Here is a 19,464-nt window from a genome sequence, read left to right on the forward strand (position 1 = left end):
GGCATCCTCCCTGGCTCGAGCCTGGAGACTGGAAACGGACGAGGCGGGAAAACGATCTAAGGACGCGACGCCGAGCGGGTCCGCACCACCAGGTCCCCTGTGTAGAGGAGCAGAGCGGCCCAGATGAAGGCGAAGGTGACTTTGCGCGCCGCGGTGAAGGGCTCCCCGTAGGCGAAGATCGCAAGGAGGAGCTGCCCGACCGGCGAGACGTACTGGATGAAGGCCAGGGTCGAGAGCGGCAGCCGGCGCGTGGCGGCGATGAAGAGGAGCAGGGGGACGAAGGAGACGAAGCTCGCGCCGACCAGCAGGAGGTCGGTGGTGCGGTCGACGAGGAGGAAGTGGCTCTCGCCGCGGCCCACGATCCGGACGAGCCAGATGACGGCGGCCGGGAACAGCAGCAGCATCTCGACGAAGAGCCCCGTCAGCGCGTCTACCGCGGCGACCTTGCGCAGCAGCCCGTAGAGGGCGAAGGTGCCCGCCACGCCGAGCGCCAGCCAGGGAACCTGCCCGTGGCGAAAGACGAGGTTCCCCACCCCGACGCCGGCGAAGAGCAGCGCCAGCCCCTGCAATCGAGGCAGCCGCTCTCGCAGAAAGACCACGCCGAAGGCCACGCTGACGAGCGGGTTGATGAAGTAGCCCAGGCTCCCCTCGAGCACGCGGTTCGAGGTCACGGCCCAGATGTAGACCAGCCAGTTGGTCCCGATGAGCGCCGTCGTGAGGACCATCAGGCCGAAGCGGCGGGGCGTGCGGAAGCAGCGCGCCACCTCGGGCCAACCGCGCCGCGCGGTGATCAGCACCCCGAGAAAGAGCACCGACCAGAGGACGCGGTGGCTCACCACCTCCAGCATCGGCACGTGCAACAGGACTTTGAAGTAGATCGGGACCGCGGCCCAGAGGAGAAACGCGCTCAGCGCAAAGGCGATCCCCGAGCCGCGCGGGGACGGTTTCGGCGCGCTGCCGGGCGAGAAGGAGCCTCGAACCGCCGAATCCATGTGCGGCGGGTATACTGCGCACGGCGGCCAGCGGGAAGGGCCTCCGCGTCGCACCGTATACTTCGACCACTCAGGAGGCGCACGATGAAGCGATGGTCCCTAGAACGCCGCGCGGTTTGGAAGCCGTTCGGTCTAGTCCTCGGCCTGGCGGTTGTCGCGGGCCCCGCGGCCGCGCAGGCCCCGACCCCCATGGGCAACGTGCCGAAGAGCTGCACCTTCAAGGGCAAGAAGCTCTACGGCAAGGTGCAGGTGGTGGATGCCTTCCCCGACCTCAAGGTGCAGGTGGTGGACGCCTTCCCCGACGTGAAGGTGCAGAAGGTGACGGCCTTCCCCGACAGCTGCGGCAAGTGGCAGTTCGTGAAGGCCTTCCCCGACTTCAAGGTCCAGTTCGTGAAGGCCTTCCCCGACGTGAAGATCCAGTACGTCAACGCCTTCCCTGGCGTGCCCTAGCGGCAGATCAGGCGCGCGCGGGGGGGCGCTGGCGTCCCCGGCGTGGCTCGGGTCGTCGGAAGGGGGACGGCAGCGAGGCGCCACCCCCGGCGGGATCGTAGAGCGTCAGCTCCCACTCCTCCGTCGCCCGGTCGTAGCGCACGATGTAGAGCGCTCCGTCGCTGCCGCGCAGCTTGAAGGAATCCACGTCCTGCGCCAGCCAGCGGTCCAGCACCTCGAGCACCTCCACCGACCGCCCCTCGAGCTGCAGCTCGCGCGGCTCCCTTTCCGTCGCGTCGCCCTCGACGCCGGATACCGTGGCCCGCCAGAGCACCTCGAGCTTCATGCTTCCGAAGTGTAGCGCGGCCAGTGGACCGACGCAGGTTTCCGCATCCGGGCCTCCAGGCCCGCCGTCGGCGCCTCCCCTACGTGCCCGGCACCGCGCTCTTAGGAATCAGTCCGCGTAGCCTCCACCCGGTCTTCAAGAGCCAGGTTCGGGGTTCGAGCACCGGCGGGTCTCCGTCGGGCGGCACGGGCGTGAGGTCCTTCCACCCGTCGAAGTAGCGCGCCGAGCTGCACGCGTCCAGGTCCCGTCGCGGGACCCACTTGCCCCGGGCCACGCTGTGTTTGCGGGCGTCCTTCAACACGTAGGCGAGGGCGGCCTTCACCTCGCTCGGCGTCCTCAGGATGTGCTGGTGGTAGCGGTCCCGAAAGACCTGCCCCTTGCGGCCCACCGTGCGGTTCAGCGCGTGCGCGAGCCGGATCGCCAGCGCGCGCAGGCCCTTCATCAACACCTCTCGGTCCTTGGCCTCCGTCACGAGGTGCAGGTGGTTCTTCTGGATCGAGTAGTGCGCGAGGTTCAGGCCGAACCGCCCCGCCGACTTCACGAAGGCCTGCTCGATCACTCGGAGCTGCTTCTTGCTCCGCAGGTTCGGCAGCCCCTCCACCACCTTCATCGTGACGTGCACCGGAAACCGACTGGCGAGGAGCGGTCGCGCCCGATGCGGCAGTCCGCTCCCCGGCTGCTTCTTCCTTCCCGCACCCTTTCGCTTCCCGCCCCACCCCGTCGCCTCCCGCATAGGCAACGGGAGCTGCTTCGCAGAACCCGCCGGCGCACGGGTGCCCGAAGGCCGGCCATCTGCCGAGGAGGATTTGCGTTTGCGTGCCATCATGAATAAGGCTAATACTAGCAAATCGCGGGTCTGATGTCAAGTCCGTGTCCTTGCACGAACAAACAACAAAACGAAACACCAGATAAGAGGAACCAAGAACGAGCAGGCGCTCCCCGCCGCGCCGATCCACCCCCACCGCACGCATGCGCCCACCGCCGCCCGCGCTCTCGCCCGCCTCCCGTCGACAGCCCCCCCTCCCCGACGTACCGATTCGCGACGACCGCCCGCATGCGCCCTCCGCCGCCCGGTGCAGCGAGAGTCCGTTGATCTTTTTCAGATGGGAGGAAACGGAGAAAGGAGGAACTAGCGACGCGCCCTACGGCACGCGGGGCATGGGGCCGGTCGGGGCGTGGCCGGGGATGGCCTCGCCTCCCGAGAAGCGAATGAAGGCGTCCAGGAAGTCCGCCTCGGTGATGATCCCCACCACGTGCCCCTGCTCCACCACGGGGAGGCATCCGATGTGGCGCTGCCGCATGAGCAGCGCCGCCTGGCGCGCGTCCACGTCCGGCGCGATGGTGAGGGGGCGAACCACGCAGAGCGCCGAGACGGGGACCGTATCGAGGAGCTGGCGGCGCTCGGCCGCCTCGGCCGCCGAGAGCCACGGCGGCAACGTGGCGCGAATATCGCGATGGGTGATGACCCCGAGCAGGCTGGCGCGGTTCTCCACGAGGAGGTGGTGAATGCGCCGCACCTCCATCGTCTCGAGCGCCTGCCGCAGACTGCAGTGCGGATCGACCGCCACGACCTCCGCGTTCATCAGCTCGCGCACCAGCATCTCGGCCTCCTCTCCTGTCCCTCCGCCCGCGTGGCCGTCGGTCACAGACGCGCCCGGGGCGCAGGCCCGCGAGGTCAGCTCGCCCGTCGCTGCTCCAGCTTATACTTCTGCACCTTGCGGATCAGGTTGCGGCGACTGATCTGGAGCTCCTCGGCCGCGCGGGTCTTGTTCCAGTGGTTGCGCTTCAGGACCTCGTAGATCAGGTTGCGCTCGAGGTTCTTCACCGCGTCGGGCAGGGTCCCGCCATCCGCCGTGCCGTCGTCGAGGGGCACGACCTGCAGGATCCGCGTGGAGAGCAGATCCTCGCCGATGAGCTTCTCGTCGCCGGCCAGCACGACCATGCGCTCGATCTCGTTCTCGAGCTCGCGCACATTGCCGGGCCAGCGATGCGCCACGAGCTGCTCGAGGCACCCGCGCGTCAGCTTCTTCTGCCGGTGACGGTCGCCCTTCGCGTGCTTGCGGAGGAAGTGCTCCACCAGCACCGGGATGTCGCTGCGCCGCTCGCGCAAGGGAGGCGGCGTGATGTTGATGACGTTGATCCGGTAGTACAGGTCCTCGCGGAACTCGCCGCGCTCCATCATCCCCTTCAGGTCGCGATTGGTCGCCGCGATGATGCGCACGTCCACGTGCTTGACCTGGGTGTCCCCGACCGGCAGGAAGGTCCCCTCCTGCAGCACGCGCAGGAGCTTCACCTGCAGCGCCGGCGTCATGTCGCCGATCTCGTCGAGAAAGAAGGTTCCGCCGTCGGCCACCTCGAAGAGGCCGCGCTTGTCCACGACGGCCCCCGTGAAGGCCCCCTTCTTGTGGCCGAAGAGCTCCGAGTCGAGGAGGTTGTCGTTGAAGGCGGAGCAGTTCTGCACCACGAACGGGCGGTTCTTGCGCGTCGAGTTGAAGTGGATGGCGCGCGCGATCAGCTCCTTGCCGGTGCCATTCTCCCCGGTGATGAGGACCGTCGAATCGGCGGCCACCACCTTGTCGAGCAGGCGAAAGAGCGTGACGATCGGCTTGCTGGTGCCGATGAGCTCGCTGTAGTTGAAGCGCGTGGCCACGGGCTCCTCGAGCTCGTCGAGGCGCCGCTCGGTCGCCGCGACCTGCGTCTGGAAGACCACGATCTCCTCGGCCAGAGTCTCGAGGAGGTCCCGCAGGAAGCTCACCTCAATGGGGCTCAGCGCCGGCAGCTCGGCGATCGCCTCGGCCAGCATCGGCTCGGGCAGGCCCAGCTCGCGCAGCGTCTCGTGCGACGGCGCGGCCTCGCCCTGGTTCCCGCCCAGGAAGGCACCGGCGCTCACCCAGCCCAGGCACTGCGTATCCACCACCACGGGCGCGACCACTTCCTTGAGTCCGCCGCGCGAGAGGACCGCGCTCCGCTCGCCGGGGGCCAGGACCTGTTGCGGGCGACCGAGGCGGGCGTCGGGGGCCGTGCCGCTGTAGGCCCGGATCTGCTGCACGAGCTGCCGCAGGGAGAGCACGCTGTCCGTCCGCGGTCCGATGGCGGCCGGGGCGCCCCCGGGGCCGAGAAACGCCACGCCTACCTTCCAGCGCCGCTCCATGAGCTGGCACGCGACGCGTACTGCGTGAAGATCGCTAAGTTCGTCCCAGGCCAGGTGCTGCTTTCGGCTCATCCTACAACCTGCCAATGCTGTCTTGGAGGGCTTCGCGACGCGGTGCGGCGCGAAGAAGTGTGACAGATGGTAACAGCGGTGTGCGGGGCTGTCAAGCCGCCGAGACCACCGGCGGGGCCACCGCGCCACAGGCCCGGGCAAGCGCCGTCAGCGACGGAGGCGCCCCGAGTTATCCACAGCTCTGTCCACAGGGCGCGCGGGGGAGCGACGCGACGGGCGGGACCTCAGGCGACCGGTTCGGGATGATCGATGCCGGCGAGGAGCTGCGCGAGCCCGACGGCCGTGACGGTCAGGTAGATCCCCACCGTCAGGGTCGTGAAGAGCGCGGTGAAGTTGTAGTTGCCCCGCTCGAGGAGGAAGGCCGTCTGCGCCAGGCCCCCGAGGGGGAAGACGGCCAAGAGGAGCACCGCCCAGAGCGTGGCCAGGCCGGTCTTACGCGCCGGGAGAAAGGCGAGCAGCCCGAGGAGGGCGAGCGGCAGGGGGAGCAGGGCGAAGATCGCGCGGGAAAGGCTCAGGCCGGAGCTGTTGCGACCGAGCGCCTCGAGGATGGCCACGAGCGGCACGGTGCTCCCTCTCGGCACGAGGAAGGTGGCGAGCACCCCGAGGAGCCCGAGCACCACCACGATGCGCGAGAGTACGGAGGCGCCGAAGCGAGCCCGGTGCAGCAGACCGACCGGCAAGACGAGGAGCCCGCCGACGAGCGCGGCCTCGCGCCAGGTGGCGTTGGCCAGGCCGAGCACCAGCGGCGTGAGCCCCACGAGCACGGCCAGGGCCGCACGCAAGAGGTACGGCAGGGGCAAGAGGGCGCAGGTCGCGAGCAGGACACCGCCAGCGGCGATGTAGATCATCCCCACGAAGGCGAGGCCGTCGAGGCCGGAGAGAAAGTCCCACGAGAAGCGCAGCGAGCCGGAGCTCAGGACCCGCCACGGGGCACAGAAGACGAGCACGAGCAGGATCCCGCCGACGAGCATCGCGGCGCGCAGTGCGCCCACGCCCCACTGCCAGAAAGGAGCGGTCTCGTCTGCGTCGGCGTAGCCGCTCGCCGCACCATAGGGTTGCACGGCCGGCGCCTGCCCCGCGGGAGGGAACGGTGACGGCTGAAACGGCGACGGCTGAAACGGTGACGGCTGAAACGGTGACGGCTGAAATGGCTGCGGCTGAAATGGCTGCGGCGCGGCGGAAGGGGCTCCGGCGTGCAGCGTGGCCGGAAAGGCCTCCGCGCCCGCGACGCCGCCGGCACCGCCCATCCCGCCCTGCGCCATGACGGTCTGCGGGAAGGCCTCCGCCCCGTGGGCTCCCGCGCCTCCTCCGCCGGCGTACATCGTGCGCGGAAAGGGATCGGCCGCCGCGGGCACCTGCGCTCCGGCGGGCCCCGAGCCCGGCGCATACATCGTGGCCGGTACCGCGGGTTGCTGCGCTCCGGCGGGCCCCGAGCCCGGCGCATACATCGTCGGCGGGACGGCGGGCGAACCAGACGGCCCCTGGGGGAGCGGTCGCGCACCCGAGTCATACGTCTGGGCGTGCTTCGGCAGCGCCGCCGGAGCCGCCAGCGTCGGCTGATACGCCGGTTCGGCCTGCGGCGCGGCCATCGTCTGGTCGAGCGCCGCGGACCGCTGGGCGCCGTGCCCCGCGGTCCCCCCCCACGGCCGAGCAGCCACGCGCGGCTCCGCGAGGGGCATCACCCCGTCGGTGGTCGGCGCGGGGATCGTGACCGCGTCGTCGCTGCGCAGCTCGGGGCGCGCGTGCGAGAGCTGCGTCTGGTCGAGCGCGTCGCGGTTCAGCATCCCGTGCCCGTGGGTCTCGCGTACCGTGACGGGCCGTGCCGCCCGCGGAACTTCGGCCGAGGGAGGCCGTGCCGCCCGCGGAACCTCGGCCGAGGGAGGCCTTCCCGACCGCGGAACTTCGCCCGAGAGAGGCCTTCCCGACCGCGGAACTTCGCCCGACGGAGGCCGTCCCACCCTCGAGATGCCCGCCGAGGGGGGCCGTCCGACCGCAGGCCGCTCCTGGTGACGTGACGCGGTCCCCCCCGCGCGAGGCTCCGCGGGCGGCGCCGACGGCCCCGCACCCGGCGTGTGCCCGCGCGCGCGCGCGAGCTCCTTCAGCTCGTCGGGGCTCGGCGAGTAGCCGAAGACGGTCCGCTTGGCCGGCGCCTCCGCCGGCGGCGCGGCGCGCTTGACGGCGGTACCGCAGTATCCGCAGTGCGCGGCCTCGTCGGGAAGCGGCTTGAAGCACTTAGTACAGGTGGCCATGGCCTTCCTCCGCGGGCACGCAGGGGGAACGGACTATAGCCCCTCCCGCGCGGCGCGGCTATGGCGCGGGAACCGGCGGGAAGAGGTACGAGAGCAGCTCGTCGAAGCGGTCCTGCCAGGCCTCCCAGCTGTGGTCCTGCTGGAGGTTCTCCCAGTGGTGGACCGGGTAGCCTTGCGTCTTCAGCGCGTCGCGCAGGTCGTGGGTGCTCGCGGCGTTGTCGGAGCCGTTGTCCAGGTAGGCGCGCACGAGCTTGACCCGCGGGTTCGTGCCCTTCACCCGCTTGACCATCTCCTCGTCGGCGTACCAGAAGGACCCCGACTGCGCCGCCGCGCGCTGAAAGCAGTCGTTGCGCCAGAAGAGGGCCGCGTAGGAGATAAGCCCCCCCATCGACGCCCCCGCGAGAGCCCGTTGCGCGGCGTCCGGCACCAGCCGGTAGCGCCGCTCGAGCGCCGGCACCAGCGTGTCGCACAGGTAGTCGGCATACCTCGGGCCCGACGACGTGACCTGGCAGCTGTATTGATCGAGACGCTTGTTCTGATCGGCGAGCGCGACGAAGGCCACGAGCACGGGTTGCGCCCTTCCGGCGGCGAGCGTCTGCGCGGTGACCTCGTCGAAGTGCCCGCGCGTGATGCTCTCGTTCCCGTCGTGCACGACGAGCAGCGGGTAACGCTGGCAGCGCTCCCGGTCATAGGCCGCCGGCAGATAGACGTACACGCTGCGCGTCTCCTTGAGCTGCGGGCTCGTCAGGCGAAAGTGCTCGAGGCGCCCCGACGGGTGCACCGCGCCGAACGGCGGGATGACCGAGTTGAACTCCCCGAGGCCCACCTGGTGGATCCCGTCCCACGCGAGGTGGGTATTCAGCACATCGGTGCGCCAGTCCTCGCCGGCCGCGTCCACGAGCTTGTATTCGTGCCGGCCAGCGTCGAGCGCGCGCTTCACGTAGTAGACGTCCGTGTCGAGGAGCTGCACGAAGGGCTCGACCCCGGGGGTCCAGCCGTTGAAGTCGCCGGCCAGAGAGAACTCCTGCGAGAGCGCGCCGCGGTAGACCAGAATCACCGAGGTGGCGTCGCGCAGCGGATAGACCCCCGGCTTGCCGAGCTCGGCAAAGAAGGCGTCGACGCGCGCCTTGCGTTTCGCGGGGTCCGTGAGCGCCCGCAGGTCGGCCTCGAGCTGCGTGAAGAGCGCGGTCGTGGAGACGGGCGGTAGCGGCGCGCAGCTCCGCGCGTCGGGGAGCGACCCGCCGTCCGTGACCCGCGCCTCGACCGGGCCACCGTCGGGGGGCGGGGCGGCATCGGGCCAACCCTGTCCCGCGACGTCGGCACGTACGCGACCATCGGCCAGGCGGCTATCGAGAGGGGGCTCCTGAGCGGCGTCCTTGCAGCCCGCGCCCAGCAGCCCGACGACGATGACGGCGGCGGCGGCGAAGCTCGCGTGGTGGTTCACGGGGCAACCATCGACGGAAAGCCGCGCGCGTGTCAATGGCGGCCCTTGACGCGCCGCGCTCCGCGAGGCAAAGGATCGGCCACGATGTCCTCGCGCACCATCCACGTCACGTCGCTCGCGCAGCTCGAGGAGCTCACGCGCCGCCCGATCCCCGAGCAAGAGCGGCAGGCCCTGCAGCAGGTGCTCGACACCTTTCCGGTGCGGCTCTCGGCCCACCTCGTCGAGCTCATGCGGCGCAGCCCCGCCGTGGCCGCGCAGTTTCTCCCCGACGCGCGCGAGGTGACCGAGCTCGACGGCCAGACGCGCTGCTTCTCGGGCCTGCTCCACGGCGGCGTCCACGGGGTGGAGCGCATGTACCCCGACCGGTGCATCCTCCTGCCGCACCCCGTCTGCCCGGCCTACTGCCGCTTCTGCTTCCGCAAGTTCTACGACGACGGCGGGGGCAAGGCGCTCTCCTACCCCGAGCTGGACGCCGCGCTCGACTACGTGGCGCGCGAGACGGAGCTCTGCGAGGTGCTCATCACCGGGGGCGAGCCGGTGATGGACCCGAAGCGCCTGCGCTATCTTCTCGAGGGACTGAGGCGCCTTCCGCACATCGGCCCGGTGCGCATCGCCTGCCGCTCCTTGATCATGGAGCCATCGCTCATCGACGACGCGCTCGTGGCGCTGCTCCGCGAGCACCAGGACCTGCGGGCCGGCCGCCCGGTGGAGGTGGCGCTCCACGCCAACCACCCCGACGAACTCACCGCACCGACGGTGGACGCCCTCGCGCGTCTCCGCGAGGCGGGGCTTCACGTCTACAACCAGGCCGTGCTCCTGCGCGGCGTGAACCTGGACGCCGACACGCTGCTCGCGCTCTTCCGGCGGCTGCGGCGCCACGGCGTCGAGAGCTACTACCTCTTCTTCGGCGGCCCGGTGCAGGGGATGCAGCACATGCGGCCGAGCATCGCCGAGGCGCTCGCGCTGAAGAGCGAGCTCCGACGCCGCTCCACCGGGCGCGCCATCCCGCAGCTCATCCTCACCACGCGCCTCGGGAAGGTGGAGCTCGGGGTGGACGGCTGGGTGGTGGAACGCGAGCCCGACGGCCGCCACGTCTGGATCCGCACGCCGTATACGCTCCCAGGATTGACGGCCATCGACCCGCGCTTCGCGCTCCCCGAGGACGCGCGGCTGGATGCCGACGGCCAGATCGTGATGCGCTACCTCGACGGGCCGACCGGCGACCTGGCCTAGCGCCAGCGCTCGCTTGAGCTCTGGGGTTAGTACTGGGGTGGGGTTCTCTCGTCGGAGCAGCGATCGCTCGGCCGTCCGAGAGCGGTCTCTTGATCGACCCAAAGCGAGCGTTCGTTCTTCTCGGGGTCGCCGTACGGATCGAGGATCGCGCCCGCCGCGTCCGTGACGCCGAAGTGCAGGTGCGGCATGAGCGAGATCTCCGAGCTGCCGACGTATCCGAGGAGCTCCCCGCAGACCACGCGGTCGCCCACGCGCACCTTCACCGAATCCTTCTTGAGGTGCCAGTAGAGGCTCTGGATACCGTCCGCGTGACGGAGCTTCACGCCGTTGCCCCGCATCGGGTGCCCGTCGCAGGTGACCTGGAAGCCAGCTTCCATGTGGCAGCGATCGTAGTTGCCGTCCTCGGCGAAGATCACCTCGCCGTGCGCCGCGGCCACGACCGGGATGTCGACGCTGTCCATCACCGGAAAGCCCCCTTTGAGCAGGAAGTCCGTCCCCTCGTGACCCGCGTAGCACCAGGGGAACTTCTGGCCGCGGTAGTTCTGGCACTGGATCGTCGGGGCGTTCGGCGCCCGCTCGCGGTCGACGTGCGCGATCGGCTGCGCGCTGAAGTACTTCCCCTGCTCGTCTCGCGCCGGAAAGCCAAAGCGCGTCGGGCCTCCGTCGCAGCCGGCCGCTCCCAGGACGAGCGCCGCAGCCGCTTGAAGTAGTACGCCTGATCGCATTCTGCAGATCCTCTCGCTGACCCGGAAGATATCGCGCTCGCCGCCGATGAGAAGGTACTTCTGGTCCGCGGCCCGCCGGCAGGGGCGGCGCGCCCGCAAACTTGTGCGCCGGGCCCGTTCCGGCTCATCATCGGGCAAGGACCATGGCCTCCACGACGGATACGGCACCCGCCATCGGGATCGACCTCGGGACCACGAACTCGTGCGCCGCGATCCACGACGGGACGCGTCCACGCGTCATCAGCTCGAACCTCGGCTACGCGACCATCCCATCGGTGCTGACCTTCGACCGCGAGGGGGGCTGCGTGGTCGGCCAGCAGGCCGAGCGCCAGATGGTGCTGCACCCCGCCTCCTGCATCTATGGATCGAAGCGGCTGCTCGGGCGCGCGTGCGTCCCCGGCACCCTCGAGCGCTTCCAGCCTCACTTCGCCTACGAGCTGGTCGGCGACGCCGAAGGGTTCATCGCCGCGCGCATCCACGACCAGACCGTGCCGCTGGTGGACGTGGCCGCGCGCATCCTGCGGGCCCTGCGCGAGGCCGCCGAGGCCGCCCTCGGCAAGCGCGTCGAGCGAGCCGTGATCACCGTGCCGGCCTACTTCCACGAGAACCAGCGCGCGCTCGTCCGGCAGGCGGGGCAGCTCGCCGGGCTCGAGGTGCTGCAGATCATCAACGAGCCCACCGCGGCGGCGCTCTCCTTCGGCGCGAAGCGCGACGAGCAGAAGCGCGTGCTGGTCTTCGACCTGGGGGGAGGAACCTTCGACGTCTCGATCGTGGAGCTCGCGGGCGGGGAGCTCAACGTGGTGGGCGTCGACGGAGACTCGTTTCTCGGCGGACTGGATTTCGACACCCGGCTCTGCGCCATCGTCCAGCAGAAGCTGGCCACGCGGCTGGGCAAGAAAGAGCTCGAGCTCGACACCATCGCCCGGGCCCGGCTGCTCGCCGCGGCCCGCAGCGCCAAGCACGAGCTGAGCGGGCACGCGCAGACCACCATCGAGCTCCGCTGCCTGTCGCTCCCCGACGGCAGCATGGTCAACGTGCAAGAGCAGGTCAGCGCCGCGGAGTACGAGGCCGCGTGCGCCGAGCTGCTGAGCCGCACCCACGCGGTGATCAAGCGCGCGCTCGACCGGTCACGCCTCCGCCCGCAGGACATTCAAGAGGTGCTGCTCGTCGGCGGCCAAACCCGCATGCCCGCGGTGGAGCGGCAGCTGGTCGAGTTCTTCGGCAAGAAGCCGAGCAAGCGCGTCCACCCGGATGAGGCGGTGGCCCTGGGCGCGGCGATCGCCGCCTACGCGCGCGACGGGCACACGCCGAGCGTGGTCCGCGACATGCTCCCGATGCCGATCGGGACCGCGCGCGCCGACGGACAGTTTCAGCCGCTCATTCCGCGCAACGCCGCGCTGCCCGCGGAGGTGACCGTCCGCGTCACCGCGCAGCCCGTCGGGACGACCTTGCACCTGCCGCTCTTTCAGGGGGACGGGAGCCACGCCTTCGACAACGAGGTCCTCGGCGCCATCACCTTCAACGGCGTCTCCGGCAAGCGCGGGCCCGTCGATCTGAGCGTCACGCTGCGCCTGGATGCCGAGGGGCTGCTCACCGCCTCCGCGCGGCAGGCGGGCACCGCCCAGGAGCAGACGGTGCAGCTCTCGAGCAACCACGTGCCGACGGCGCTCCTGGCCGAGGTCGTGCAGTCGCGGCTCGAGGTCACCGTCGAGGCGCCGAACGCGAAGGCGTCGAACGCGAAGGCGCAGGGCCCCGCGGCGCAGGGGAAGGCGGCCTCGACGACGAAAGCTCCCACGACGGCGAAAGCCGACGCCACCGGGCGCGGCCCGGCCTCGGCCCGCAAGGAGGTCGAGAAACCCGGCTTCTGGCAGCGCCTGATGGGCTTCTTCCGCCGAACCTGATCGTTCCGGCGTAGCTACTTCGCGCAGCTCTTGTCCGCCTGCCCATCCGAGCAGCACGAGGCGCAGGTCTCGGTCGAGAAGACCCCGCTGAGCCCGCTCTCGTAGAGGCACCACGAGTAGCCCGACGCGTACTTGTGGCAGTGCGAGCAGAAGCTGCAGTGCCAGGTGCCGAAGTTCTGCGACAGGGTGCCGCTGGCCTTCGCGCCGCACCAGGCGGTCCCGCAGCCTCGGTTCGCGCCGAGCCCGCTCCGGCCGCAGCCATTCGGCACGCCGACGGGGATCTCGCAACCGTTCTTCGCGTCGCCGTCGCAGTCCTGGTACGGGTCGCGGCAGAGGAGTCCGCACTGCCCGCCGCTCTGACACTTACCCGCCGCGTGCGGCGCGTCCGGGCAGCTCCGTCCGCAGGTCCCGCAGTGCGCCTCGGTGTTGAGGAGCGCCTCGCACCCGTCGTCCCAGTCGTTGTTGCAGTTGCCGTAGCCCGGCTCGCAGGTGAAGCCCTGGCAGGCGCCGCTCACGCAGGTCCCTCCGCGCGCGTTCGGGCGCGTGCAGCCGACCCCGCTCCCCTTGCAGCTCCCCGTCGTGTCACAGACCGGGTCGACCACGCACTTGTCGGCGACGCTGCACGGCGTCCCGGCGACGGCGGGCTCGTAGCTGCACTTGCCCGCGGAGCAGCTGCCGGGCGCCTTGTAGCAGGGGCCCGGCGGGTTGTCGCACTTCACGCCGAGGCAGGGATCCCCCTCGCAGGCCCCCGACGCGCACCCCTTGGGGCACGCCACGTCCGTGTGCGCGTAGCCGCACTGTCCTGCCGCGCACGCGCCGAGACCGCTATAGGAGCGCAGCGTGCGCGCGTCGCTGCAAGCGTTTCCCGGCGGAGAGCGGCACTCCTTCGGCGCGCCCAGGCAGCGGCCGCCGGCACACTGGTCGTTCGTCGTGCACGCGTCTCCGTCGTCGCACGAGGCGTACTTGCCCACCCACTCGAAGCGCCCCTCGGGGCTCTTGCTGCAGATCCACGAGAGCCCTTCGCAGGTGCGCTCCTCGCAGACGTGCTTCGGCTCGCAGACCGCGAGCCCCTTGCAGCCGGGGATCTCGGGGCAGGGCTGCGCGCCGCAGGCGCTCTGCTCCCCGGCGCATCCGACGCATCCAGCATGGCCAGCGATGACCGTCAGCGCGATGCCCGCCGCGGCGAGGAGCAGCGCGCGCGACGCCAGGGCATGCGTAGGTGGGCGAGGCGTCGCCATCGCGCCCATCGTAGCACGGCGTCAGGGGAGCGGACTGAAGGGGCAACCCACCACCGCGGCAGCGGCCTTGCCGATGCTGACGCGCTGGAAGACGAAGTTCACGTGCCGGTGGTTGGTGCCGAGGAGCATGCCGATACCGAAGACGCGATCCGAGGGAATGCCGCTCTCGTTCACCCACGCGGCGAAGGGCCCGGGCTGGCCGCACCCCACGTAGGCGCTGCCGGTCATGATGAAGTCCGCGTGGCCGTCGCTCGAGCTCCGGGTCGGGACGAGGTTCGTGCCGCAGCCGGGGTCTCCCGTGGCCGGCACCTGGGCCGGATAGCAGTAGGTCACCTCGCGCCCGGCGAGGCGCTTGCCCTGGGCGTCGACGAGCCAGGACTCGATCGCCACGGGACCTTCGCGCTCGATCACCTGGACCAGGCGATAGACGGCCCCGGCCGCGCGTGCCGCGGCCTCGCTCGCTGGCACCACGCGGATACCGTAGATCGTGCGCAGCCAGGCCAGGTCGTGGGTCTGGCAGGGCTTCGCGTCGGGGGCCGCACGCGAGCTGCACACCGGCGCTCGCAGATTCGACGGCTCGCCGTAGACCACCACCGCCGGCGCCGTGGACCCGCCGGAGTCCGGGGGCCGCGCATCCCGCCGCGGAGCATCTGCGCGACCGCCGTCCGACGGTGGGCCATCGCGTCGCGTCGCATCCGCCGAAGCCCCTGCGCCGTCCGTCGCAGCGCGGTCTGCGAGAGCACCGTCCGCGAGAGCGTCCCCAAGCGCCCGGAGGTCCGCCAGGCCACCCCCGCCGTCGGTGCGCGCGCGCGGCGTCTCCGAGCAGCCGGCAAGCGCGACGAGCGCGGTCAACGCGAACAGCAACGACAGACGCCTCCTGCGGAGCGTGACGCCTACGAGCATGTCGAGCACATACCGTCCGGTCGCCCACCGGGTCAACGGCGTCGAGGAGACTTCTCACGGTTGGCAGGTGGGTCGGACCGTGGCTAAATGGCCCGGCCATGAGCCCCCAACGACGCACGATGAAAAGGTGGAGCCTGGCGCTCGTCGCGCTCGCGCTCGCGCTGGGCGGCTGTCCGGGGACGGTGCCCGAGGGGGCGCTCTCCGACGGGAGCCTCGGCGACTGGGGCCTCTATTTCAGGGACGGCGGGCCCACCCCGGGCACGGACGCGCCGCTCGCCGACGGGCGACCGCCGCGCGGGGATGCCGCTCGCGCCGACGGGACCGGACGCGCCGACGGAGCGGGGCGCGACGCCCCCTCGCCCCTCGTCGACGGACGACCGGCTGCCGATCGCGCGCTCGGCGATGCGGGCTGCGCCTGCGTCATCGGCGGCAAGTGCTTCGCTCCGGGAGAGGCCGACCCGACCAACACCTGCAACCGCTGCGACCCCGCGCGGAGCGTCGTCCTCTGGACCGCCTCCGCCGTGCCGGGCTGCGTGCTCACGCTCGCCGGCACGGGAGGGCCGGGGAGCAACGACGGCGCCGCGGCCGGGGCCAGCTTCAACATGCCCACCGCCGTCGCGGTCGACGCGAGCGGAGCCGTGCTCGTGGCCGACTGGGGGAACCACCGCGTGCGCCGCGTCGCGGGTGGTCAGGTGACGATCTTCGCCGGCACCAGCCAGGGCTACGCCGACGGAGCGAGCACGAGCGCCGCCAAACTGAACTGGCCCTGGGGGGTGGACGTGGACGACGCGGGCGACGTGTACGTGGGGGACAGCACCAACCACCGCGTGCGCGTGACGCGCGCCGGAACCACCTCGACCCTCGCCGGAAGCGGCGCCCCGGGCTTTCTCGACGAGGCGTGGGGGCAGGCGCAGTTCAACTACCCCCGAGGGCTCGCCGTGTGGCGCAACGCGGGGAAGGTGGAGCTCTTCGTCGCGGACGCCATCAATCACCGCGTGCGCCGCGTCGCCTGGGACGCCACCATCATCTCGTATCGCGTCACCACCTACGCGGGGAGCGGCGTACGGGGCCTCGCGAACGGGCCGGGGGCCTCGGCCCAGTTCGACGCGCCCACCGACGTGGCGGTCGCCACGGACGGAACGGTGTATGTCGCCGACACGGGCAACCACCTGATCCGCAGCATCGCGCCGGGCGGCGCGACGGCCACCTGGGCGGGGGTCGGCCCGGGCTTTGCCGACGGAGACGCGCTCACCCAGACGCGTTTCAGCAGCCCCACGGGCGTCGCGATCAAGCGCGGCGCCGGCAGCAGCCTGGAGCTCGTCATCGCCGACCAGGGCAACAACCGCGTGCGGCGGGCGCAGCTCGACACCGGCACGCAGCGCTATCGGGTGAGCACGCTCGCCGGCGGCAGCGTGGCCGGCTCCGCGGATGGGCCCGTGGCGCAGGCCCGCTTCGCAGCCCCCACCGGCGTGGCCATCGACGCGAACGGTCGCATCGTCGTAGCCGACCGGGACAACCACCGCATCCGGCTCGTCGTGCCCTGACGGGAAAGGTGCCATCCGTGGCTCGAGCGAGGCACCCGCGGCGCGCGCACCGCCTTCTCGGCTGGACCTCGGGCTTCGCGGCTCTGCTCCTCGCCACCACCGCCTGCGAGAAGCTCGGCGGACGGCTGGACGGCGGCGCTCCCGATGCCGCTCCTCGGGACGGCGGACGACGCGACGGCGAACGACGCGACGGCGGACGACGCGACGGCCTGGCTCCGCGCGACGCCGCACCCGACGCGCTCCTCGGCACCTGGCAAGCGGCGGCCTCGCCCACGCTCGAGGATCTGGTCGCGATCTGGGGACGGTCGGCCTCCGAGCTCTGGGCCGTCGGCGAGAGCGGCGCGATCCTGCGCTACGACGGCGCGGCCTGGCGGCTCGAGACCCGCGTGAACGCCGCGCTCTCCGGCGTGGCCGGCAACGCGACCGAGGTCTACGCGGTGGGCAGCCCCGCGGCCGTCTATCGGCTCGCCGTCGGCACCTGGCAGCGGCTCGTGGTCCCGGGGCTCTCCACCGAACGACTGCGCGCGGTCCACAGCCCGACCCCGGGGGAGGTCTGGGTAGCGGGGGCCGGCCTCGGCGCAGGGAGCGGCCTCGCGCTCCGGCTGCGGGAGGGGCAGTGGCTGCGCACGAACCTGGGCCCGCCTCCCTCGGCCTTCATCGCAATTTGGAGCGGTGGTTCGCAAATGCCGCTCTGGGCCCTCGGCGAAAATAATGGAACGCTCTTTCGCTTATCGGGCCAGGCCTGGGCCGCCGCAGCCATTCCGACCTCGCTTCCGCTCCTGCGCCTGGGAGGACGCTCGGCCTCGGACGCCTGGGCCGTGGGACGCGACGGGGTGGTGGCGCACCACGACGGCGCCACCTGGACCGCGAGCGGAACGCTGCTCCCCGGAGGCGCGCTCCACGGCGTGGTCGGCCTCTCGGCCGCCGAGGCCTGGGCCGTCGGCGAGCTCGCGGGGGCGGCGGCCGCCGTGCGCTTCGACGGCCGTTCCTGGCGCGTCGTCGGCCTGCCGGCAGCCGCCGGGCTCCGCGACGTCTGGGGCGCGAGTCCCACGGAGCTCTGGGCCGTGGGCCTGCGCGGCACGCTCCTGCACTATCAGCTCGTCAGGTGAAGCGCACCGGCGGGGGAGGCGGCTCCGCCCCGTCGACTCCCGGCGCGACCGGCCGTCCGAGGAGCCGTTCCACGAGCTCGCACTCGGCTGCCGTCCAGTCCTCCTCCGGTCGCGTACGCTCGCGCGCCGCCGCGAGCCAGCCATCGTCCCTCGGTGGCCGATGCAAGCAGATCATGCGCGGCCGCTGCCCCTCGCTGAAGGCGAGGTAGAGAAACCGCCGCCCGCGCGGGGCGCCGTAGTGCACGGGCTGCAGGAAGAACACCTCCGACCAGGGGACGTACTGGCCGCCGACGCGCAGGCCCCCCTCTCCGAGGCGGAGCCAGGTCCGGCTCTGCCGGTAGAGGTACGTTCCCGCCCCGAGGCCCGCCAGGACCACCAGCGCCCATCGCACCCCCGCTCCTTCGCGGCTGTAGAGGGCGAAGAGGGCCACCATGCCGAGGAAGCCCGCGGCGAGGAGGGCCTGCCCCACCGCCTGTCGCCGCGCCGCGCGATTCACCCGCCGGAAGGCGTCCTCGGCCCCGAGATGCGGCTCGGCGTGCGAGGCGCCCTCGACCTGGTACGGGTTCTCCGACGGAACGTGCGGCGATGCCATCTTGCGTCCTCTCTTGCCCTACGGTGGGAGGTCCAGCGCCAGCCGCGCCGCGAAGAGCATGCTGCGCTCCGCGCGCCGATGCGCCTCGGTCAGCAGGAGCGCCCGGTCCCGCGCCACCTTCCCCTCGTGAAGCACCTTCCCCCCGAGCAGCACGCGCACGGGGGCGTCGAGCGCCACGAGCTCGTCGGCCAGATAGAGCCCCACGCGCGCCACGTTCGAGGCCGTCAGGTGGATCTCGCCGCCCTTCACCTCGGCCTCGAGGCGCGAGGGCTTCGTCGGGTCGCGCGGCGCCTCCATCACCGCCCAGTACTGGGGCGCGAGCAGCTTCGTCTGAAAGAAGAGGCCGCCGGCCACGTAGGCCGAGAGATGCTTGGCCCGCTGGTACACCACGCGCCGCGGGTAGGGCTGCCGCGCGCGCTCGAGCGCCCAGCTCACCGCCACCCTCCAGCGCTCCACCGGAAAGACGTGTCCCTGCCCGGCCAGCTCGTCGTAGATCGACTCGCTTCGCTGCGCCTTCAAGCACGAGTCGCAGGCCCGATTCTGCAGCACCATGAGCTGCATGTCCTGATCCCCCACCGTGTGGTGCACGCGCAGCCCGAGGAGGTTCTCCGCGTGCGGACAGCAGTAGATCCGATGGTCCTCGACGTTCGTGCTCGGATGCACCGCGCCGATGGCCCCCGCGAAGGGCACCACCCCGCAGTACGGCTCGGGATAGGTGGCGGCCACGCTCAGGCTCCCGCGCCCCCCCATCGAGAAGCCCGTCAGCACCACCCGATCGTCGTCGATCGGGTAGCGCCGCTTGAGGAGCGGCACGAGCAGCACCACCTGCGACATGCACTCCTCGAAGGAGTTCCAGTCGCAGGTGCCGTCGCTCGTCGGCGCCACGAGCAGCGCCCCGAGCCGGTCGGCGACCGCCTGCAAGCTCTCGGCGCGCGCCACGGACTCGCCGTTGCCACCCGCCCCGTGCAGAAAGAGCACGAGCGGCACCGGCCCCGGGGAGGCCGCGACCCGTCGCGTGACCACCGCGTGGTAACGGTTCTCCTTCCCCGTGAACGGGTTGGTCCAGCGCTCCTCGCGGATCCCGGCTCGCAGCCGCCGCGGGCTATCCACGCGCGTACGCACCGCCCGCTCGAGCGCCTGGAAGGAAAGGTCGCGATAGGGGCCCGCGAGCTTCTGGAGCAGCGGCGGTTCCGCCCCCGGGTTCTCGTCACTCAGGTAGGCCTGCACCTCGAGCGCCAGCGCGCTGACCGAGCCCGGATCCCCGTCCCGCCAGGTCGCGGCGTCTTCAGCCCCCGCCTCGGCTCGCCCCTCGAGCTGCGCGTCCCCCCCCGCGTCCGAGGCCGCGGGCCCCGCTCCCTGGCAAGCGACCAGCGCCCCTCCGAGGAGAGCGCAGGCGAACGGCGCGCGACGACGAATCACCGTTCCAGTATCGCAGGGCCCGTCGCCGATCGCCATGTCCCTTGCCGAGCGCAGGGCTCCCTGGCTAGATTGCGCAGGGCCCGGGCGGCACACGTCCGGGCGCCCACGGGTTCGTCA

17 protein-coding genes are annotated in these 19,464 nt (G+C 71.5%); 5 read left to right on the plus strand and 12 right to left on the minus strand.

Annotation, left to right across the window (positions count from 1 at the left end; genetic code table 11):
• Window positions 1-56 precede the first annotated feature (56 nt).
• Window positions 57-992: an EamA family transporter RarD gene (gene rarD, locus IT371_05390; protein ID MCC6747072.1), complete on the minus strand. Its 936-nt coding sequence runs from the start codon at window positions 990-992 to the stop codon at window positions 57-59.
• A 144-nt stretch (window positions 993-1,136) separates the two neighbouring features.
• On the opposite strand from rarD, the gene IT371_05395 reads away from it, so the two are divergent.
• On the plus strand, window positions 1,137-1,442 hold the full coding sequence (locus tag IT371_05395) for a hypothetical protein (GenBank protein ID MCC6747073.1): 306 nt from the start codon (window positions 1,137-1,139) through the stop codon (window positions 1,440-1,442).
• 7 nt (window positions 1,443-1,449) lie between these two features.
• Here the strand turns inward: IT371_05395 and IT371_05400 are convergent, their stop codons facing one another.
• The 6 genes from IT371_05400 to IT371_05425 all read right to left on the minus strand — a co-directional run bounded on the left by IT371_05400 (window position 1,450) and on the right by IT371_05425 (window position 8,683).
• Window positions 1,450-1,767, minus strand: coding sequence for a hypothetical protein (locus tag IT371_05400; protein MCC6747074.1), 318 nt, complete (start codon window positions 1,765-1,767; stop codon window positions 1,450-1,452).
• Between the two features lie 79 nt (window positions 1,768-1,846).
• On the minus strand, window positions 1,847-2,500 hold the full coding sequence (locus tag IT371_05405) for a hypothetical protein (GenBank protein MCC6747075.1): 654 nt from the start codon (window positions 2,498-2,500) through the stop codon (window positions 1,847-1,849).
• 409 nt (window positions 2,501-2,909) lie between these two features.
• Window positions 2,910-3,368, minus strand: a complete 459-nt coding sequence (locus tag IT371_05410) for a CBS domain-containing protein (GenBank protein ID MCC6747076.1) — start codon at window positions 3,366-3,368, stop codon at window positions 2,910-2,912.
• A gap of 74 nt (window positions 3,369-3,442) precedes the next feature.
• On the minus strand, window positions 3,443-4,990 hold the full coding sequence (locus IT371_05415; GenBank protein MCC6747077.1) for a sigma 54-interacting transcriptional regulator: 1,548 nt from the start codon (window positions 4,988-4,990) through the stop codon (window positions 3,443-3,445).
• 224 nt (window positions 4,991-5,214) lie between these two features.
• On the minus strand, window positions 5,215-7,239 hold the full coding sequence (locus tag IT371_05420) for a hypothetical protein (GenBank protein ID MCC6747078.1): 2,025 nt from the start codon (window positions 7,237-7,239) through the stop codon (window positions 5,215-5,217).
• 58 nt (window positions 7,240-7,297) lie between these two features.
• On the minus strand, window positions 7,298-8,683 hold the full coding sequence (locus tag IT371_05425; protein MCC6747079.1) for a hypothetical protein: 1,386 nt from the start codon (window positions 8,681-8,683) through the stop codon (window positions 7,298-7,300).
• A gap of 84 nt (window positions 8,684-8,767) precedes the next feature.
• On the opposite strand from IT371_05425, the gene IT371_05430 reads away from it, so the two are divergent.
• Complete coding sequence (locus tag IT371_05430) at window positions 8,768-9,916, plus strand: radical SAM protein (GenBank protein ID MCC6747080.1); 1,149 nt, start codon at window positions 8,768-8,770, stop codon at window positions 9,914-9,916.
• Between the two features lie 26 nt (window positions 9,917-9,942).
• Here the strand turns inward: IT371_05430 and IT371_05435 are convergent, their stop codons facing one another.
• Complete coding sequence (locus IT371_05435; GenBank protein MCC6747081.1) at window positions 9,943-10,641, minus strand: M23 family metallopeptidase; 699 nt, start codon at window positions 10,639-10,641, stop codon at window positions 9,943-9,945.
• A gap of 143 nt (window positions 10,642-10,784) precedes the next feature.
• Between IT371_05435 and IT371_05440 the strand changes: the two genes are divergently transcribed.
• Entirely contained in the window at window positions 10,785-12,542 is a 1,758-nt protein-coding gene (locus IT371_05440; protein MCC6747082.1) for an Hsp70 family protein, read from the plus strand.
• A gap of 14 nt (window positions 12,543-12,556) precedes the next feature.
• Here IT371_05440 and IT371_05445 read toward each other — a convergent pair whose 3' ends face one another.
• Together IT371_05445 and IT371_05450 are read right to left on the minus strand one after the other, a co-directional pair.
• Complete coding sequence (locus IT371_05445; GenBank protein ID MCC6747083.1) at window positions 12,557-13,780, minus strand: hypothetical protein; 1,224 nt, start codon at window positions 13,778-13,780, stop codon at window positions 12,557-12,559.
• Between the two features lie 21 nt (window positions 13,781-13,801).
• Window positions 13,802-14,683: a hypothetical protein gene (locus tag IT371_05450; protein ID MCC6747084.1), complete on the minus strand. Its 882-nt coding sequence runs from the start codon at window positions 14,681-14,683 to the stop codon at window positions 13,802-13,804.
• A 119-nt stretch (window positions 14,684-14,802) separates the two neighbouring features.
• On the opposite strand from IT371_05450, the gene IT371_05455 reads away from it, so the two are divergent.
• On the plus strand, window positions 14,803-16,227 hold the full coding sequence (locus IT371_05455) for a hypothetical protein (GenBank protein MCC6747085.1): 1,425 nt from the start codon (window positions 14,803-14,805) through the stop codon (window positions 16,225-16,227).
• Between the two features lie 17 nt (window positions 16,228-16,244).
• A complete protein-coding gene (locus IT371_05460; GenBank protein MCC6747086.1) occupies window positions 16,245-17,336 on the plus strand; it encodes a hypothetical protein in 1,092 nt (363 codons plus the stop codon).
• Here the strand turns inward: IT371_05460 and IT371_05465 are convergent.
• Both IT371_05465 and IT371_05470 read right to left on the minus strand, forming a co-directional pair.
• Window positions 17,329-17,928: a hypothetical protein gene (locus tag IT371_05465; protein MCC6747087.1), complete on the minus strand. Its 600-nt coding sequence runs from the start codon at window positions 17,926-17,928 to the stop codon at window positions 17,329-17,331. The genes IT371_05460 and IT371_05465 overlap by 8 nt on opposite strands.
• Before the next feature lie 18 nt (window positions 17,929-17,946).
• Window positions 17,947-19,347 carry a hypothetical protein gene (locus tag IT371_05470; protein ID MCC6747088.1) on the minus strand — a complete coding sequence of 467 codons (1,401 nt, stop codon included), beginning with the start codon at window positions 19,345-19,347 and terminating at the stop codon, window positions 17,947-17,949.
• Between the last annotated feature and the right edge of the window lie 117 nt (window positions 19,348-19,464).

Source organism: Deltaproteobacteria bacterium (genome assembly GCA_020848905.1).
Classification (GTDB): Bacteria; Myxococcota_A; Polyangia.

Coding starts and splice junctions, on each gene's coding strand:
- rarD (MCC6747072.1), bottom strand. CDS start 992: ATGGATTCGGCGGTTCGAGGCTCCTTCTCGCCCGGCAGCGCGCCGAAA.
- IT371_05400 (MCC6747074.1), bottom strand. CDS start 1,767: ATGAAGCTCGAGGTGCTCTGGCGGGCCACGGTATCCGGCGTCGAGGGC.
- IT371_05405 (MCC6747075.1), bottom strand. CDS start 2,500: ATGCGGGAGGCGACGGGGTGGGGCGGGAAGCGAAAGGGTGCGGGAAGG.
- IT371_05410 (MCC6747076.1), bottom strand. CDS start 3,368: ATGCTGGTGCGCGAGCTGATGAACGCGGAGGTCGTGGCGGTCGATCCG.
- IT371_05415 (MCC6747077.1), bottom strand. CDS start 4,990: ATGAGCCGAAAGCAGCACCTGGCCTGGGACGAACTTAGCGATCTTCAC.
- IT371_05420 (MCC6747078.1), bottom strand. CDS start 7,239: ATGGCCACCTGTACTAAGTGCTTCAAGCCGCTTCCCGACGAGGCCGCG.
- IT371_05430 (MCC6747080.1), top strand. CDS start 8,768: ATGTCCTCGCGCACCATCCACGTCACGTCGCTCGCGCAGCTCGAGGAG.
- IT371_05435 (MCC6747081.1), bottom strand. CDS start 10,641: ATGCGATCAGGCGTACTACTTCAAGCGGCTGCGGCGCTCGTCCTGGGA.
- IT371_05440 (MCC6747082.1), top strand. CDS start 10,785: ATGGCCTCCACGACGGATACGGCACCCGCCATCGGGATCGACCTCGGG.
- IT371_05445 (MCC6747083.1), bottom strand. CDS start 13,780: ATGGCGACGCCTCGCCCACCTACGCATGCCCTGGCGTCGCGCGCGCTG.
- IT371_05450 (MCC6747084.1), bottom strand. CDS start 14,683: ATGCTCGTAGGCGTCACGCTCCGCAGGAGGCGTCTGTCGTTGCTGTTC.
- IT371_05455 (MCC6747085.1), top strand. CDS start 14,803: ATGAAAAGGTGGAGCCTGGCGCTCGTCGCGCTCGCGCTCGCGCTGGGC.
- IT371_05465 (MCC6747087.1), bottom strand. CDS start 17,928: ATGGCATCGCCGCACGTTCCGTCGGAGAACCCGTACCAGGTCGAGGGC.